Here is a 15360-nt window from a genome sequence, read left to right on the forward strand (position 1 = left end):
CTGGTTTACTCTCTGATCCAGACTCTTTTCCCACGAAAGTAGACTGCCTCAACGGCAGGCAAGCGCGCAACAACTTGCGCCGAACAGGCAGCATTCAACAAGATAAAACTGGCCTCATCGTTGAGTTTCGGCCATACCCTCTCGCCACTGTCGGCTAAAGGTAAACAATTGCCGGTGGCGATAGCCAGCGCCCGGCTTAGCTCAAACTCCGTGCCGCGAGTATAAAGCCGCGCCCAGTCATGCGCTTTTTCCAGCATACTGGCCGAACCAAACGGCGACCAGTGATCGATAACGCTATCAGTACCACTTAACAACCGTACGCCGCGCTCGCGCAAAAACGGCAGCGGCATGACATCCTTGCCTATCGGCAGACAGGTCGCCAGCGATACGCCAAGCGCCGCCATCCTGCCTGCCAGTTCGCTAAGCTCCTCGCGATCAATTTGCGCCAGGCAATAAGCGTGGCTCAGCGTCAGCTTCCCTCGCAGCACCGGCTCCTGCTCCAGGGCATCCAGTAAATAGCGGATACAGGCAATGCCGGTGGATTTATCCTCATGCAGATGGTAATCAATACCCTTTCCCGCTTCGACGGCCAGTTCCAGGGTCGCCTCCAGCGAACGGACCATATCGCCATCGACTTTTGACGGATCCAGGCCACCGACCCACTCACACCCCATCGCCAGCGCTTTGCGCATCAGCGACAGCGAGCCTGAACGCAATAGCCCGTGCTGCGGGAACGCCACAATCTCACACTGTAACTGCTCCCTCCAGGGTGCCAACGCCTCCAGCAAATGCCGCAAGCTTTGCAGGCCGCTTACCGGCTCGATATTGCAATGACTGCGAACATAAGTTGTGCCCTGCTGCTGTAATAACTGAAGAAGCGCGTGGGTACGCTGTACCGAGGTCGGTAGCAGCTCGGGCAGTATCTCCTGCTCAAGAGCGATCATCTCAAAGATGTCCTGCGCCCCGTTCTCCCGCGCCGCTCGCCATGGACCGCCATAAAAGGTTTTATCCAGATGGATATGCTCATCGCGGGTAACCGGCAGCATCAGATATCCTCTGCCGTCCTGCGCAGCAACGTCTGGCAGGTGCTGCGTACCGGCGTAGAGCGCGTGAATTCTGCCATCGATAATATCGAGGGTAAACTCTGCGCATTCGGTTCCCTGCACAACGCCCTGACGACGAATAAAGCCCTGCTCAAGGCGAACGTTAGTCAATAAATAGCGCTCATTCATCGGCGTGCCTCCGCAGGCAGAGAGGAAAGGTAGACGGGACAATTTCGGTAAGCGGCGGGTGGTTAACCGTACGTTCCGGGTAGCTGTCCAGGAGATGGGCAAAAACGCGCTGCGATTCAGCATGCAGTTCCGCGAGGTCATAACCCGCCTGAACCAGACGGCCCTCCCAATATACCTTACGCCCGGCAATGATTGTTCCGCTAACATCGCGCCCGTTGCCGCTGAGCACCAGCGCGGCGATAGGGTCGAATATCTGACCTAATGCGGGCTGCGTCAGATCCACCACGATCATATCCGCCTGGCAGCCAGCTGCGAGCCGCCCCAGGTCGTCACGCCCCAGCGCCTGCGCTCCGCCAAGGGTGGCCATGCGGTAGTAATCGGCGCTGCTGGCAGCTGACATGTCGCCGGTCACGACTCGCGTCAGGATCGTACCCAGATGCATATTGCTGAACATATCCGGCGGGAATGTATCGGTGCCGAGCGCCATATTGACCCCAGCGGCCTTAAGCTGCGGATACTGTTCAAGATATTTTGCATGACGCCCGGATACCAGCGGACAGGAAACCACCGTCGCCCCGGAACGCGCCAGACGCTCAATGTCCTGCACTATTCGTGGCGCGCTGGGCTCAGCACCGCCCAGATACTGGCCGTGTGGTAACAGCATATGTCGGTTTAACAGCCCGGCGTCCTCCAGTACCTCCAGCGAACTCTTGCCATTATAGCGGCGAGCAATTTCGTTGATTTCCAGCTCACTCTGACAGCAGTGCAGACGCGTCGGGCAGCCTAACTCATGCACCAATCCGGCCAGTTCGCTGAGCCACTGCGGATCGCCGCCTTCTATTCTGTCCGGCGCCAGCATTCCGCTGATTGTCGGAACGTCACGCTGCTGCAAACGCAGGAAAAAGCGTTGTGCGTCATCAAGGCCGCGTCTGGCCTGCACGCGGTCTTCCCGACGGCTGAAGTGCCCTGCGGCATCGGTGACATAATATCCGGACATAAACGCCGGGCCGAGCCAGGCGCGCGCGCCGAGAGACTCGGCGACGTCCGCCGCATAAAGATATTCGTCGAAATCTTCCGCCCACTGGCGATAGAGAATTGACGTTATTGGCGCAAAGCTGGTAATCCCGTTGCGCAGTAGCTGGCTGTAAGCATAACATTTGGCGAAATCGAGCTGTTCGCGGGTATACAGGTCGCGGCGTCGCCAGTCATTCGCAACGATCCGTCCTTTTTGCCAGCCAGGCTGGTTATCAAACGCCAGTACGGTGGTATCTAAATCGCCCAGTGCGTCCAGGTCTATAAAACCAGGGCCAACCAGACTGTTGCCAACGTGAATCTCTTCATCAACAGGGCCCGGATAATCGTGGCCAACAAAGAGTATTTTATCTCCCTGATAGACCACTTCACCGTCGGCATACAGGCAGTGATCGCCCTCGCGGTAACCCACCACCCAGGCGGCGCAAATACGCGTTATTTTCTCACTCATCAAAACAGGCACTCCCCGTTTTCCGCTACCAGCACGCCGCCTTTAAACACTTTCCGCTCGCGCGGAGCTTCCACCAGCGCTTCCACCATACTGCGACCGGGGATCAGTACCAGGTCCGCGCGACAGCCAGGCTCAAGTCCGTAATGTTCCAGCGCCATGACCCGCGCGCCGCCGTGGGTCACGCTACGGGCGGCGCGCGAGATTTCACTATCTTTACGCCAGCGGTAACGCAGACCCATAGTCACTGCCCGCTGAATCATATCGCCGTTACCGTAAGGGCTCCAGGTATCGCGTACGCCATCATTCCCGGCGCATATCGCAACCCCTACGCTATCGAGCAGTTCCCACGGCGGCACGGCAATATCGGCAGGCGCGGTTGTTGCAACGCTGACGCCCAGCTCTGCCATCTCTTCGGCAAATCGCTGCTGACGAGCGGGTTCCAGCATCCCCAGACAAAAACCGTGGCTGATGGTGACCGCATTCTGCTTCTGATAACGGCGGATAAACGCCAGGATCAGCTCAAGGCTAAATGCGCCGAGTTCACCGCGTTCGTGCAGATGAATATCGATTTTTTTATTATGCTGGCAGGCCAGTCTAAAAATGATATCCAGATGGCGCTGCGGGTCGCGGTCAAAAGCGCACGGGTCCAGACCGCCGATCAGATCCGCCCCCATTTCCAGCGCCCGATCCAGAAGGGCTTCACTGCCAGGGTTTTGCAAAATACCGCTTTGCGGAAAAGCAACAATCTCGATATCGACCTGCTGCGCCAGAATTCTGCGAGTCTCAAGCACCCCTTCAAGATTGGCCAGGCCAATTTCATTATCAATATCCACATGGGTACGAATAAACGAGGTGCCCGCGGCAATACCTCGCCGGGCGATACGCTCGGACTGGATCTGAGCATCGGGCATTCGTTCATGCCGATAGGCGCGTTCGTTGGCAATGATTGCCGCCAGATCGCGCGGAATGTCGTTGACGTACCACTCACGTCCCAGCAGCGTTTTATCCAGATGCGCATGACCATCCACCAGACCGGGAAAGACCTGATAACCGCGGCCGTCAACCACACTCGCCTCTTCAGGAGGTTCCAGCTCTGCCGCTCGGGCGGCAATCTTTCCCTCCTCAAGCAGCAGGTCAACGGGTGAAGAGGAGTCAAAAGGCGTGGCGCCTTTAAGCAAAATGGTGGTCATCTACGATACCTTCGCAAGTGGAATAGAGGCGGAACCGGCCATCACTTCGATCGGGAAATGGCATTCCAGTTGATGATTATCGCTAAGGCTGTGCGCGGGCGGCATGGCCTGGTGACACAGCGGTTTAGCATAGGGGCAACGCGGTGCGAACGCGCAGCCTGGCGGTGGCGCCAGCGGGCTGGGCGCTTCTCCGCGTATCGGTTCGCGCGCGCTGGATGGCGCATCAAACTGTGGGATAGCTGCCATCAACATGCGCGTATAAGGGTGCGCCGGATGGGTGAAGATCTCCTCTACGCTGCCCTGCTCAACCAATCTCCCGAGATACATCACGCCGACCCTGTCGGAGATATGGGAGATCACCGCCATATTATGGCTGATAAAAAAGTAGGTCAGGCCGTTTTCCCGTTGCAGTTTGCGCATCAGGTTGAGCACCTGGGCCTGAACCGACACATCCAGCGCCGATGTCGGTTCGTCGCAAATCAGAAAACCTGGCTGTGTTGCCAGCGCGCGGGCAATGGAAATCCTCTGGCGCTGGCCGCCGGAGAATTCATGGGGAAATTTATCCAGATCGCCGGCGGAAAGACCAACCTGGGTCAGCAGGTCGCCGCAGTATTCCCGAGCCTGGCGCGTGGTACCGACCTTTTTCGCCAGCACCAGCGGTTCCGCCAGCGAACGGGCGATGCGCCAGCGCGGATTCAGGCTGGCATAGGGATCCTGAAAGATCATCTGGGTGCCATTTTGCCCCGCAGTTCCAGCCATTTGCGGGCTGCGCCAGGCATAGTTTATTTCACCGGAGGCAGGTTGATAGAGTCCGGCCAGCGCACGGGCGACTGTCGATTTTCCGCACCCCGACTCGCCCACGATGCTGAACGTCTCTCCCTGACGGATAGAGAGACTGATACCGCGTACCGCATGCAGCGTTTTTTTCGCCGCCGGACGAAACAGCGACGTTTTTTTCTCCCGCCCCAGATTGAAGCGAATATGCAGGTCGCGAATGGTCACAACTTCCGGGGCCAGGCCCGACGGCTCGTTCATAGCGGTTCTCCTTGCGGATGAAAACAGGCCAACTCAGCCTGGTGTCGCTGCTGCATCTTTGGCTGGTGGTCGCGGCATTGCGCGCTGGCATGCAGACAGCGTGAATGGAAAGCGCAGCCCTGCGGCAGCGCATTCAGACGCGGCATCGCGCCATCAATTTGCGTCAGGTATTCGCGACGCTCGCTCATTGATGGAATGGACTGAATCAATCCCCGGGTGTAGGGGTGTTGAGGATGACGAACCACCTGCGCGATCGGTCCGGTTTCAACAATCCGCCCGGCGTACATCACCGCCACTCTTGAGCACACCTCCGCCACCACGCCCATATCATGGGTAATGAGCATCACGGCGGTGCCGTGCTGTTCGCACAAACGACGCAGTACGCCCAGAACCTGAGCCTGCACCGATACATCCAGCGCGGTGGTCGGTTCATCGGCAATCACCAGTTGCGGGTCAACGCACAGCGCCAGCGCAATGACCACGCGCTGACGCATTCCACCCGAGAGCTGGTGTGGATATTGATCGATACGCTGACGTGGGCTATTAATTCCCACTTCAGTAAGCAGGGAAACCGCGCGCTCCCGCGCCTCGTTTGCCGATAAAGGAAGATGGGTACGAATGGTTTCTATCAGTTGCTGCCCGATGGTCAAAACCGGGTTCAGGCTGGTGAGCGGATCCTGAAAAATACAGCCTATTGCCTTACCACGCAGCAGACGCCTGGCTTCTTCGTCAAGGTTATCGATGCGTCGATTGGCAAACCAGATTTCACCCGCCCGAATGCGTCCGGGACTTTGCAGCAACCCGGCAATCGCCGCACCAGTCAGGGATTTCCCCGCGCCCGACTCGCCGACCATACCGAGGATCTCTCCTGGCTGCATCGATAGCGTCAACTCATGAATCGCCTGGAGGTTGCCTTTGCGATGCAGGAATTCAATGCTCAAATTTTTCACTTCCAGTAACGCCTGTGGAGAAGCCGTCATTATCTTTCCTCTTTAGCGCAGCTTAGGGTTGAGCGCGTTGAGCAACCAGTCGCCGAGAACGTTAAACGCCAGCGAAAGTATGACCAACAGCGTGGCCGGGAACAGAACGATCCACCATTGCCCGGAAAAGAGGTACTGATTGCCTTCATTAATAAGTGTTCCCAGCGAAGGCTGGTCTGGAGGCATTCCGACGCCGAGAAATGACATGGTGGCTTCGGTGAGAATCGCGACACCCAGATGTAGGGTCGCCATCACCAACACCGGGCGCATGACGTTGGGCACAATGTGCGCCAGCATGATATGCAGATGGCTGCCGCCGCTAATTTGAGAGGCCATAACATATTCCCGCCCTTTCTCCAGCAAGGTCAGGCCGCGTACCGTGCGGGCGTACTGCATCCATCCGGTCAGAGCAATAGCGCCAATCAGGATAGCCGGGGCAAAATGGCCGATATACTCTTTCGGAATTGCCACGCGAGCCACCCCGCTGACCAGTAGCGTGAACATGATGGTAGGAATACTGAGCATAGCGTCAGCAAACCTCATGATCAGCGTATCCACGATGCCGCCGAAATACCCGCTCAGTACCCCCAACCCCACGCCAATAGCCACCGAAGCCAGAACGCTCAGGCCGCCGATAATCAGCGAAATATTCAGCCCATAAAGCATCAGGGAGAGTATATCTCGCCCCTGAACATCGGTGCCCAACCAGAAGCGGGGATCGCCGCCACTCATCCACGCGGGCGGTAGTTCTGAATCCATTAAGTCAAAACCAGCGGTATCAAAAACATTATGCGGCGCAATCCAGTGGCTGAATAATGAGCAAAGTAAAATCAACATACAGCAGGTGAAAGCGATGACCGCGCTTTTACTTTTCCAGAAGAGCCATAAAAAATCGCTATCAATAAAGGCACGCCAGCGCGCTGCGATTCGGGGAGCCAGTTTTTGCCCGGCCGTCGTATTTGAATAATGACGAGTTTGCATCAAGGTTCCTTATTGCGCACGCATACGGGGATCAATCAGATAATAAAGCAGGTCGACGATGGTATTTATCATAATAAATATCAGAGCGATGAATAATAGGTAGCCGGATAGCACCGGGACATCGACATAGTTGATCGACTGAATAAGTAATAGTCCCATACCCGGCCATTGAAAAACGGTCTCAATAACTATTGCAAAGGCGATTAGCCCACCAATTTGCAAACCAATTACCGTGACAACCGGCAATAAGGCATTACGCAGCGCATGGCGAAACCAGATACGGTAATTCTCAATACCGCGTGCGCGCGCAAATTTAATATAATCAGCCTTCATCACTTCCAGCATTTCTGTTCGTACCAGACGCATAATGATGGTAATCATCGACAGCGCCAGGGAAAGCGCCGGAAGCACAATCGAGCGCCAGCCTGATGCGGTCAGCAAACCGGTCGACCAGAAACCTATTTTAACGGTTTCACCGCGGCCGCTGGAGGGAAACCAACCTAGCCATACTGAAAACACGATAATCAGCATAATGCCAATAAGAAACCACGGCAGCGAAACCCCAATCAACGAGAGAATTTGCACCCCCTCACGCAATAGTTTATTGCGCGTAATGGCGACCCAAACGCCAAGCGGAAAGCCGACTGCCAGCGATATTATGACCGCGACAAACACCAGTTCCAGCGTGGCCGGCAGTCGCTCCATGATCAGCTGAAAGACGGATACCTGGTTGTAATATGAAATGCCGAAATTACCGTGAAGTAAACGGGAAAGATAATGTAAGAACTGCACAAAAACCGGATCATTTAATCCCAGGCTGGCGCGTAGTTGCATTCGTTCTACTTCCGTGGCGCTTTCCGGCAGCATATTTGCCACCGGGTCACCAAGATACTGAAACAGAATAAACGAGATCAGCGCTACGCCGGCCAGTAACATCGCAGCCTGAAACAGCTTACGCAATAAAAAGAACATTATTGCCTCCGGATAAAAATAAATGTCTGCGCTGAGAAACGGGGACCGACGCCATCGAATTACCCAGCAGGCAACCCGAAGATGTTTATCCCCAATGAATAAACGAGCAACAAAAATTAATTATGGTGTAACGTTAGCGTACCACAGGCGCTGTACATTATCTGGCGTCTGTTTTAATTGTAGATTTTTACTCAGTGCCCATACCACAGGTTCGAAATGCATCGGTAAAAAAGGCAAATCTTTATTGGCAATTGCCACCGCCTGGCTAAGTAGCGCAATACGTTTTTTATTATCCAGCTCACCGACCGATTGATCGATAAGCTTGTCGGCTTCGCTATTGCTGTAGCGCGGAATATTAAAGGTGCCCATATTTTTGCCATCGTTAGTATGCAATAGCTGAACTGCGACGCTATAGGGGTCCATAATCGGCAGGTTTGCCCATCCTAACACCCCCACGTCGGTACGGCCATTGACCAGAATCGGATCGTAGACGCTGGCTGGATGGACGTTGAGGTTGGTTTTCACGCCAATCTTTGCCCAGAAGCTTTGTACCGCCTGGCACCATTGCGCCGCATTAATATAGGTGCCCTCAGGGCAATCAAAGGCCAGATTAAACCCGTTTGGATACCCCGCCTCGGCCAGTAATGCCCTGGCTTTTTGCGGATCAAACGGAATATCCGGACTGCTGGCGGCGTTGTAACCCGGAATATCCGGCGCCAGATAGTTATTGGTGGGTTTTGTCAGCCCACGCATAACCTTCTGGGTAATCGCCTCGCGGTTAATCGCCATCAGCAAAGCCTGGCGGACACGCAAATCTTTCAGCGGGTTCTCGGCTTTGTCATTCTTAGCATTGAGCTTATCGCGCATATTGAGGCTTAAATAGTCCACCCGCAGCGAAGGGCTGATCTGCATATTGATCCGGGAATTGCTCTGCAGGCGCGGAATATCCTGTAGCGGGACCGACGTCACCAGGTCGTACTCTCCCGCCAGCAGCCCTGACAGGCGCGTAGCGTCGGAGGTCACCGGTTTGAAAATAATTTTATCGATGTTGCCGCCGTGGGCCGCGTTCCACCAGTTCGGGTTACGCACCAGCACCATCTGGGTATCCCGCTGGCGGCTTTGCAGAATAAATGGCCCGGTGCCGTTAGTGTTATTGGTAGCGTACCCCTCCGTTCCCTGGCTGATATCGGTTGGCTTGAGTGCGTTGTGCTCCGCCAGCCACTCTTTATCCATGATCATCACGCCGGTCAGTTCATTCAGCGCGATACCGGTTTTCTTCACCAGATGGATATCGACGGTATATTTGTCGACGGCCACGGCATCCTTAATCGTCGAAGCGTTAGCGCGGATCCCTGATGCAGGGTCGGTCACCCGGGCAACCGAAGCGACAACATCATCGGCGGTAAAGTCATTGCCATTATGAAATTTGACGCCTTCACGCAGCTTAAAACGAATTGTCGTATCGTCGGTCTGCTGCCAGCTGGTTGCCAGCCACGGTTGAATTTGCAAATTATCATCGCGCTGCACCAGCGCTTCATAGATATGGTTCTGAAAGGTTAATGCCTTGGTAGAGGCGTAGGCATCCGGATCCAGCGTTGGGATGTCGGCATCGGTCGCCCAGCGAACCACATTCTCCGCGCTCGCCTGCTGACTCATCAGTCCGATAACGCTTACAGCCAGCAGCGATAACACTATTTTTTTCATCATGCCCCCACTCGAATTGTTTGCTAATAACATTGCTAGCAATTGCAATAACGATGCCAGGTCGTTTATTTTTTCTGCAATTGATGCGCAAGGATCCATTCGGCGCTGTCATTCCAGACGTCCATCATGGTTATCTCCCCGCCCTTCACTTCATAGCGGTCAAGATAGCGGTTTCCTTCAAACTCACGTCCGTCCGGCCAGCAACCATAGAGGGTACCGGTGCAGTAGATCACCGTGTGATCGTCACCTTTCGCCATCCATTCGAATTCGCCGGGCTGTTTCTTAACCCAGCGGTAACGGTCAGCATTAAACGCGGTGACCTCATGGACACGAGCCATCCGCCGCTTACCGGTAAAGGTGATCTGCACGTTTTCCGCCATCAGCGCAGCGGCGCGGTCGGGGTCCGGCGCCATTGACGCCTCCAGGAAATTTTTTACAATCTCAACGGCCTGCTCATGTACGTTTGTCATTCTTCTCTCCTCAATGAAATGCACTGCTAAGGTTCAATTGGTGCGTTTACGGTGCAAACCTTGCTTCGTTATGAAGCCTGTGACAGATAGCGCGCGGCGATGTCACCTGGAGTGGTTAGCCAGACGTCATCGCACTGGGCGATCAGTCGCGTCAGGGTTTGCTTTAAGTGATAAAAACGGAAAGGCTGGCCAACGATATAGGGGTGCAGCGCAATGCCCATGATTTGCGGCTGCTGGCGGCTACGCTGGTGGAGCTCGCTGAACTGATCCTCTACCATCCGGCAAAAGGTCTCGATGGAGACGCCGTTGGGAATGATGGTCGGAATATCGTTGATTTCCTGCGGATAAGGTACCGACAGTAACGTTCCGCTGGCGGTTTGCATGGGGGTCGGCATATCGTCGTGCGCCCAGTTCAGGTTATAGCTGAACCCGTGGCGGTGAAGAAAATCGGGAGTCTGGTGGCTCTCAGAAATCCACGGAGAGAGCCACCCCGCAACCGGTTTACCCTGAAATTCACTCAACCGCTTCTGGCAGTAGCTAATCAGATGTTCTTCATCCGCCGGGGCCAGATCGCCCTGGCGCTGAGAGTTGGTGTGCCCATGAGCGATCAGTTCGCTTCCGGGCAGCGAAAGCCACCGATACAAAAGGTCCGGGCAGTAATCCAGAATGGCCGTGTTACTGATAACCGCAGGTGGAATCGTCAGTTCAGCAAACAGATCGGCCAAATACCAGGCGCCAACCCGGTTCCCGTAATCTCGCCAGCTATAGTTGAGAATATCGAGTTGATTTGCCGCCTGTGAGAGCTTCGCTCCCTCCTGACAGCCAAATGCGAAGTGTTCGAGGTTGATAGCCACATACAGTGCGAGCCGTTTCCCTTCCGGCCAGCTGACTGCCGAAGTATCCGCGGCAGAACGCCACGGGAAACGCTGGTGATAGTTAAGCTCCCAGAGGATGTCAGGTGTCGGCATAGCGATATCTCTTGTTCAGGGGGGATAGCTGATTAGCAGCAACATCTGTACCAAGATAGCATTATTGCTAGCAATGAATGCAAAATGAGAAGATTTCATACCCGCAGAGGAAGTGGTGTTATTTGTCTTGTTCCTTGTTATTCTGCGGAATTGTTGCCCAGGCGACTATTATTCAGCGTACTGATTATCCAGAGGCTGGCCTGATCGCGATACTGTTGTTGCCGATTCATTATCCCGTTAGTAAAAACGGAGAACGGCAAGCTTATTCACACCTGCCCTGCAGGTGTTTTTTCCACAGGGAGATTAACCGTGAGATTTGCATCAGTGCCTTTCAACCAAAATCAGGTGGGATGGCCGCTTAATGAAGAAGATCTTTATCGACAGCCCTCGCTGAGCGGCGACATTAAAGCTGACTGGGTGGTTATCGGCTCCGGCTATGCCGGCGTAAGCTTTGCCCGCAGGCTGGCCAGCCTCAATCCGCAGCTGAACATCGTGCTCATCGACGCCGAATGCGCCGCGACCAGCTCCTCGGCGCGAAATTCCGGCTTTATCATCGGCCTGCCGCACAATATCGGCAGCTCTACCGCCGAGCTGAAAAAAGCGCAGGATTACCGCGCCCTGCTCCAGGAGGGGATCCGCCTGCTCGATGAAACGGTGACCGAGCACCAGATTGCCTGCGAATGGGACAACGTCGGGAAATACCACTGCCAGATAGATCCGTCAAGCGAAGCCATTATGCAGGAGTATGTGGATAACCTGCAGCTGATGCAGGAGCCTTACAGCCTGCTGGACGGCGAAGCGCTGTACCAGAAGCTGGGAACCCGCCTCTACAGCAAAGGAATTTACACCCCCGGCTGTATTCTGGTGAACCCGGCGAAACTGATTGCGGGCCTCGCGCGCCATCTGCCGGAAAACGTCACGGTTTACCATCAAACCCCGGCGCTGGCTATGCGCCAGGAAAACGGCGGCGTCAGGGTGACGACGCTGCAGGGCACGATCCGCGCCGACCAGGCGATGCTGGCGACCAACGCGCTCTCCCGCGAACTCTCGCCCACCGTGAGCCGCCAGGCGTCAATGGCGACCTACGCCAGCATTACCGCCCCGCTCACCCCTGAACAGCGCCAGCGTCTGCCGGCAATGGAAAGCTGGGGATTAACGCCGGTCAACGCGATCGCCGGCGCCACGCTACGCTATACCCACGATCATCGTTTTCTGGTCCGCCAGCATGTCGATCCGGCATTGCGGGGAGTGATTACCGCCGGACAGACCGCCAGCGCCGCGCGCCAGCATCTGGCGCTTTTCCACGCGGCCTATCCGCAGCTGCAGGATGTGCCGCTGGAGCGAACCTGGTCCGGGACCATCAGCGTCACCCGCAACGGCGCGCCGGTCTGGGGGCGTCTTGCGCCGCAGATCTGGACCGCCGGGGGCTGTAACGGCGCCGGCGTATCCAAACAGACTATCGCCGGGACGCTGCTTGCCGATCTGGCGATGGGCCAGGACAACCCGCTGATTGCCGCGATGCAGTCGCTCGGCCAGGCGAACGTTATGCCACCTTCGCCATTCCTCGATATCGGGGTGGCGGGCGCATTATGGAAAGAGCGTTATGTGGGGCGCAAAGAGATGCCCGCGTAATCGCTGTCTGACAGGTTTCACTGCCCGGGCGTGAAACCTGTTGTTTGGGCTACTCGGGGATCGCTTCATCTTTACGCAGGGTCAGGACCTCGAATCCATCCGCGGTGACGGCGACGGTGTGCTCCCACTGAGCGGACAGTTTTTTATCGCGGGTGACCACCGTCCAGCCATCTTTTTTGGTTTTAATCCGGCTATCGCCCTGGTTCACCATCGGTTCAATGGTAAACACCATCCCCTCCTTGAGCACGGCGCCGGTTCCGGGTATGCCGTAATGCAGCACCTGGGGATCTTCGTGCATCTCTCTGCCGACGCCGTGGCCGCAGTACTCCCTGACTACGCTGTAGCCGTTGCCTTCGACATAAGTCTGGATCGCATGGCCGATATCGCCCAGCGTCGCGCCCGGCCTGACGACCTTGATCCCTTTCCACATCGCTTCGTAGGTTTTCTGCACCAGCCGACGGGCCAGCGGTGAAACCTCGCCAATCAGATACATTTTGCTGGAATCGGCAATCAGCCCCTCTTTTTCCAGCGTAATATCCACATTCACGATCATGCCGGATTTCAGATGCTCGCTCTCCTTTGGCATACCGTGACAAACCACTTCGTTGATCGACGTATTCAGCACATAGGGGAAATCATATTGCCCTTTGCTGGCCGGGCGCGAATGCAGATCGTTGACGATAAAATCCTCCACCCGGTTGTTGATGGCCATGGTGGAGATACCGGGCTGAATAAAGGTATCCAGCATGTCGAAAACCGAGGCCAGCAGCTCACCTGCGCGGCGCTGTCTGGCCAGCTCGTCCGCGGTCTTAATGGGAATTGATAGCATTGATAACCTCCAGCAAGCGATCAGAGCCGGACTTGAGCATCATCAGCTTAATTTGCTGATGGTTAAGTTCGGGATAGAGCTCGCTCATCATACCCAGACGGATCCAGTACTCCGCCTGGGCGTTGACCGAACGCGACATCGCCTTGCTGGCGTCACGAATATCGTCGTGCAGCAGGTCGGAAATTTTTACAATGCCCATTTATACGTACCGTAATGTTTTATATATGTTTCGTATATTACGCCACCGCGATCAAGCTGACAACCTTTGCCGTCAGAAAGCAGAAAACGGGGTTGCGGTTTTTATCACCTGCGCTACGGCTGGTTAACGTTCACAGCCACTATCTGGATGTTCCGAGGTTCAACAACGGTGCCTTTCGTCGTCACAAATGCATTGTGGACGAAATCTCCGCTCTCTTTATCTATCAGCGCAATATGAGGTTCATCATGCAGGATATTTTTATGTCCCCACGCCATCAGGGAAAATAGGATCGGCGCCAGACTGCGGCTTTTTGGCGTAAGGATATACTCATAACGTTCGCGTGCTCCTTCTTCCTGATAAGGCGTTTTGCTCAGTAACCCCAGTTCCGTCATTTTCTTTAACCGGTTTGCCAGCGTCTGTTTAGGCATTTTTGTATGCGAGCGGATCGTTTCAAAGCGGGTCACGCCGTATAAAGCCTCTCTTAAAATCAACAAAACCCATTGATCTCCCAGGATTCCCGCCGCCGCAGAAAGTCCGCAAAGCTCCGGTAACAGGTACGGAACTGAATTATTTTTTGACATGTTCGCTTTCGCTCTCTAATCTGAGTATGAATTTTAGACCTAGATTACTAAGGAGAATACAATGCCCTTCGTCAATGTACAAACCATTAAAGGAATTATGAACCCGGAGCAAAAAAAAGAGCTCTTACGCCGCATGACCGATCTGATTGTCGAAATTGAAGGGAAAGGCGACCCCGAGTTCCGTCGTTCAGTCTGGGTTCGCATTGATGAACATGAGCCGGAACAGTGGAGTCTGGGCGGCATGCAGCCCACCGCTGAAGCGATCGCGGCAAAATTCTCATCGCCTAAGGCGTCATAACCTGATGGCGTTTTAACGCGTCATCCCTGCGGGAAATTGCGGACAACTTTTATGTCCGCTTTTACGCCGCCCGACGCATGCTCAAAAACGGCCATAAACCGACTCTCCGGGGCTTATTTTACGGAACATACCACGGTCGCATGATCCCACCATGGGTTCTCATTGACGTTCACCTCAAGCACATCAAAATGTTCATCGCCGATCTCTTCCAGGAGAGCCTGGAGCGGCCGCAGCGTACGCCAGGGTTGACCCTCTTTGAGCAAATGATGGCGAATGGGATCATAAGCAGCCATGTCTTCCGGATGACGCGGAGTTCCGCACATGGAACCGATGACAAACCGTCCTCCCGGCCTGAGCAATCTTCTGACTTCCGCAAAGCAAAGATGCCGGGCATCGTCAATCAGGCAATGCACACAGCTGCCATCAACAATGAGCTCAAAGGTCGCATCCTGACACTGATGAATATGGCAGACATCCCCGACAAAAAATTGAGCCGCGAGCCCCGCTTGCTGAAAACGATTTTCTGCCCAGCGGATCGCGGTTGCGGACCAATCTACCCCCCACACCGAATAGCCTCGTTCCGCAAAATACTGCGCGGCCATCGCGCCATTCCCGCACCCCAGCTCAAGGACAGGCGCGCCGGGTTGTGGGAAATAGTGCTGTAAGTGAAGCCAGCTAAAAACGCGCTCCTGCTGTTCTTTGGCCCGGGAATAACCTTCGCCAGCCCAGGCGATAGCGCCATTTGCCAGCAACTGCCGATACTCTTTTTCATAGCGGTTCATAGTCAAGACGCCTTTGTCAGCAGC

General features: G+C 55.2%; 16 protein-coding genes. 2 read left to right on the forward strand and 14 right to left on the reverse strand.

Features of this window, described 5'->3' with window-relative positions; all coding sequences use genetic code 11:
* Positions 1-5: 5 nt before the first annotated feature.
* The 10 genes from HMPREF1144_RS06910 to HMPREF1144_RS06955 form a co-directional block, all read right to left on the reverse strand.
* Complete coding sequence (locus HMPREF1144_RS06910) at positions 6-1232, reverse strand: amidohydrolase (protein ID WP_009652141.1); 1227 nt, start codon at positions 1230-1232, stop codon at positions 6-8.
* On the reverse strand, positions 1225-2715 hold the full coding sequence (locus tag HMPREF1144_RS06915; protein ID WP_009652261.1) for a chlorohydrolase family protein: 1491 nt from the start codon (positions 2713-2715) through the stop codon (positions 1225-1227). The genes HMPREF1144_RS06910 and HMPREF1144_RS06915 overlap by 8 nt, the downstream gene beginning before the upstream one ends.
* Positions 2715-3905 carry an amidohydrolase gene (locus tag HMPREF1144_RS06920; protein ID WP_009652189.1) on the reverse strand — a complete coding sequence of 397 codons (1191 nt, stop codon included), beginning with the start codon at positions 3903-3905 and terminating at the stop codon, positions 2715-2717. The genes HMPREF1144_RS06915 and HMPREF1144_RS06920 overlap by 1 nt, the downstream gene beginning before the upstream one ends.
* Positions 3906-4940 (reverse strand): ABC transporter ATP-binding protein, encoded by a 1035-nt coding sequence (locus HMPREF1144_RS06925; protein WP_004850982.1) that lies wholly within the window; start codon positions 4938-4940, stop codon positions 3906-3908.
* Complete coding sequence (locus tag HMPREF1144_RS06930; RefSeq protein WP_004120235.1) at positions 4937-5920, reverse strand: ABC transporter ATP-binding protein; 984 nt, start codon at positions 5918-5920, stop codon at positions 4937-4939. Before HMPREF1144_RS06930 ends, HMPREF1144_RS06925 begins: the two co-directional genes overlap by 4 nt.
* Positions 5921-5932: 12 nt before the next feature.
* On the reverse strand, positions 5933-6901 hold the full coding sequence (locus tag HMPREF1144_RS06935) for an ABC transporter permease (protein ID WP_004120233.1): 969 nt from the start codon (positions 6899-6901) through the stop codon (positions 5933-5935).
* Positions 6902-6910: 9 nt separating this feature from the next.
* On the reverse strand, positions 6911-7873 hold the full coding sequence (locus HMPREF1144_RS06940) for an ABC transporter permease (protein ID WP_004120231.1): 963 nt from the start codon (positions 7871-7873) through the stop codon (positions 6911-6913).
* Between the two features lie 120 nt (positions 7874-7993).
* Complete coding sequence (locus HMPREF1144_RS06945) at positions 7994-9577, reverse strand: ABC transporter substrate-binding protein (protein WP_042927169.1); 1584 nt, start codon at positions 9575-9577, stop codon at positions 7994-7996.
* A 65-nt stretch (positions 9578-9642) separates the two neighbouring features.
* Entirely contained in the window at positions 9643-10047 is a 405-nt protein-coding gene (locus HMPREF1144_RS06950; protein WP_004850988.1) for a nuclear transport factor 2 family protein, read from the reverse strand.
* A gap of 68 nt (positions 10048-10115) precedes the next feature.
* Complete coding sequence (locus HMPREF1144_RS06955) at positions 10116-11015, reverse strand: polysaccharide deacetylase (protein ID WP_009652258.1); 900 nt, start codon at positions 11013-11015, stop codon at positions 10116-10118.
* A 309-nt stretch (positions 11016-11324) separates the two neighbouring features.
* Between HMPREF1144_RS06955 and HMPREF1144_RS06960 the strand changes: the two genes are divergently transcribed.
* Positions 11325-12647, forward strand: coding sequence for an NAD(P)/FAD-dependent oxidoreductase (locus HMPREF1144_RS06960; RefSeq protein ID WP_009652250.1), 1323 nt, complete (start codon positions 11325-11327; stop codon positions 12645-12647).
* Between the two features lie 49 nt (positions 12648-12696).
* On the opposite strand, the gene map is transcribed toward HMPREF1144_RS06960, so the two are convergent.
* The 3 genes from map to HMPREF1144_RS06975 form a co-directional block, all read right to left on the reverse strand.
* A complete protein-coding gene (gene map / locus HMPREF1144_RS06965; protein ID WP_004850994.1) occupies positions 12697-13476 on the reverse strand; it encodes a type I methionyl aminopeptidase in 780 nt (259 codons plus the stop codon).
* A complete protein-coding gene (locus HMPREF1144_RS06970) occupies positions 13457-13675 on the reverse strand; it encodes a ParD-like family protein (RefSeq protein ID WP_004102160.1) in 219 nt (72 codons plus the stop codon). The genes map and HMPREF1144_RS06970 overlap by 20 nt, the downstream gene beginning before the upstream one ends.
* A 113-nt stretch (positions 13676-13788) precedes the next feature.
* Complete coding sequence (locus tag HMPREF1144_RS06975) at positions 13789-14256, reverse strand: winged helix-turn-helix transcriptional regulator (RefSeq protein ID WP_009652162.1); 468 nt, start codon at positions 14254-14256, stop codon at positions 13789-13791.
* 61 nt (positions 14257-14317) lie between these two features.
* Here HMPREF1144_RS06975 and HMPREF1144_RS06980 point away from each other — a divergent pair, with 61 nt between their 5' ends.
* On the forward strand, positions 14318-14554 hold the full coding sequence (locus HMPREF1144_RS06980; protein ID WP_004851000.1) for a tautomerase family protein: 237 nt from the start codon (positions 14318-14320) through the stop codon (positions 14552-14554).
* A gap of 113 nt (positions 14555-14667) precedes the next feature.
* On the opposite strand, the gene HMPREF1144_RS06985 is transcribed toward HMPREF1144_RS06980, so the two are convergent.
* Complete coding sequence (locus tag HMPREF1144_RS06985) at positions 14668-15336, reverse strand: class I SAM-dependent methyltransferase (protein ID WP_004851003.1); 669 nt, start codon at positions 15334-15336, stop codon at positions 14668-14670.
* Between the last annotated feature and the right edge of the window lie 24 nt (positions 15337-15360).

The sequence above is a fragment of the Klebsiella sp. OBRC7 genome (genome assembly GCF_000293135.1).
Lineage (GTDB): Bacteria > Pseudomonadota > Gammaproteobacteria > Enterobacterales > Enterobacteriaceae > Klebsiella > Klebsiella michiganensis.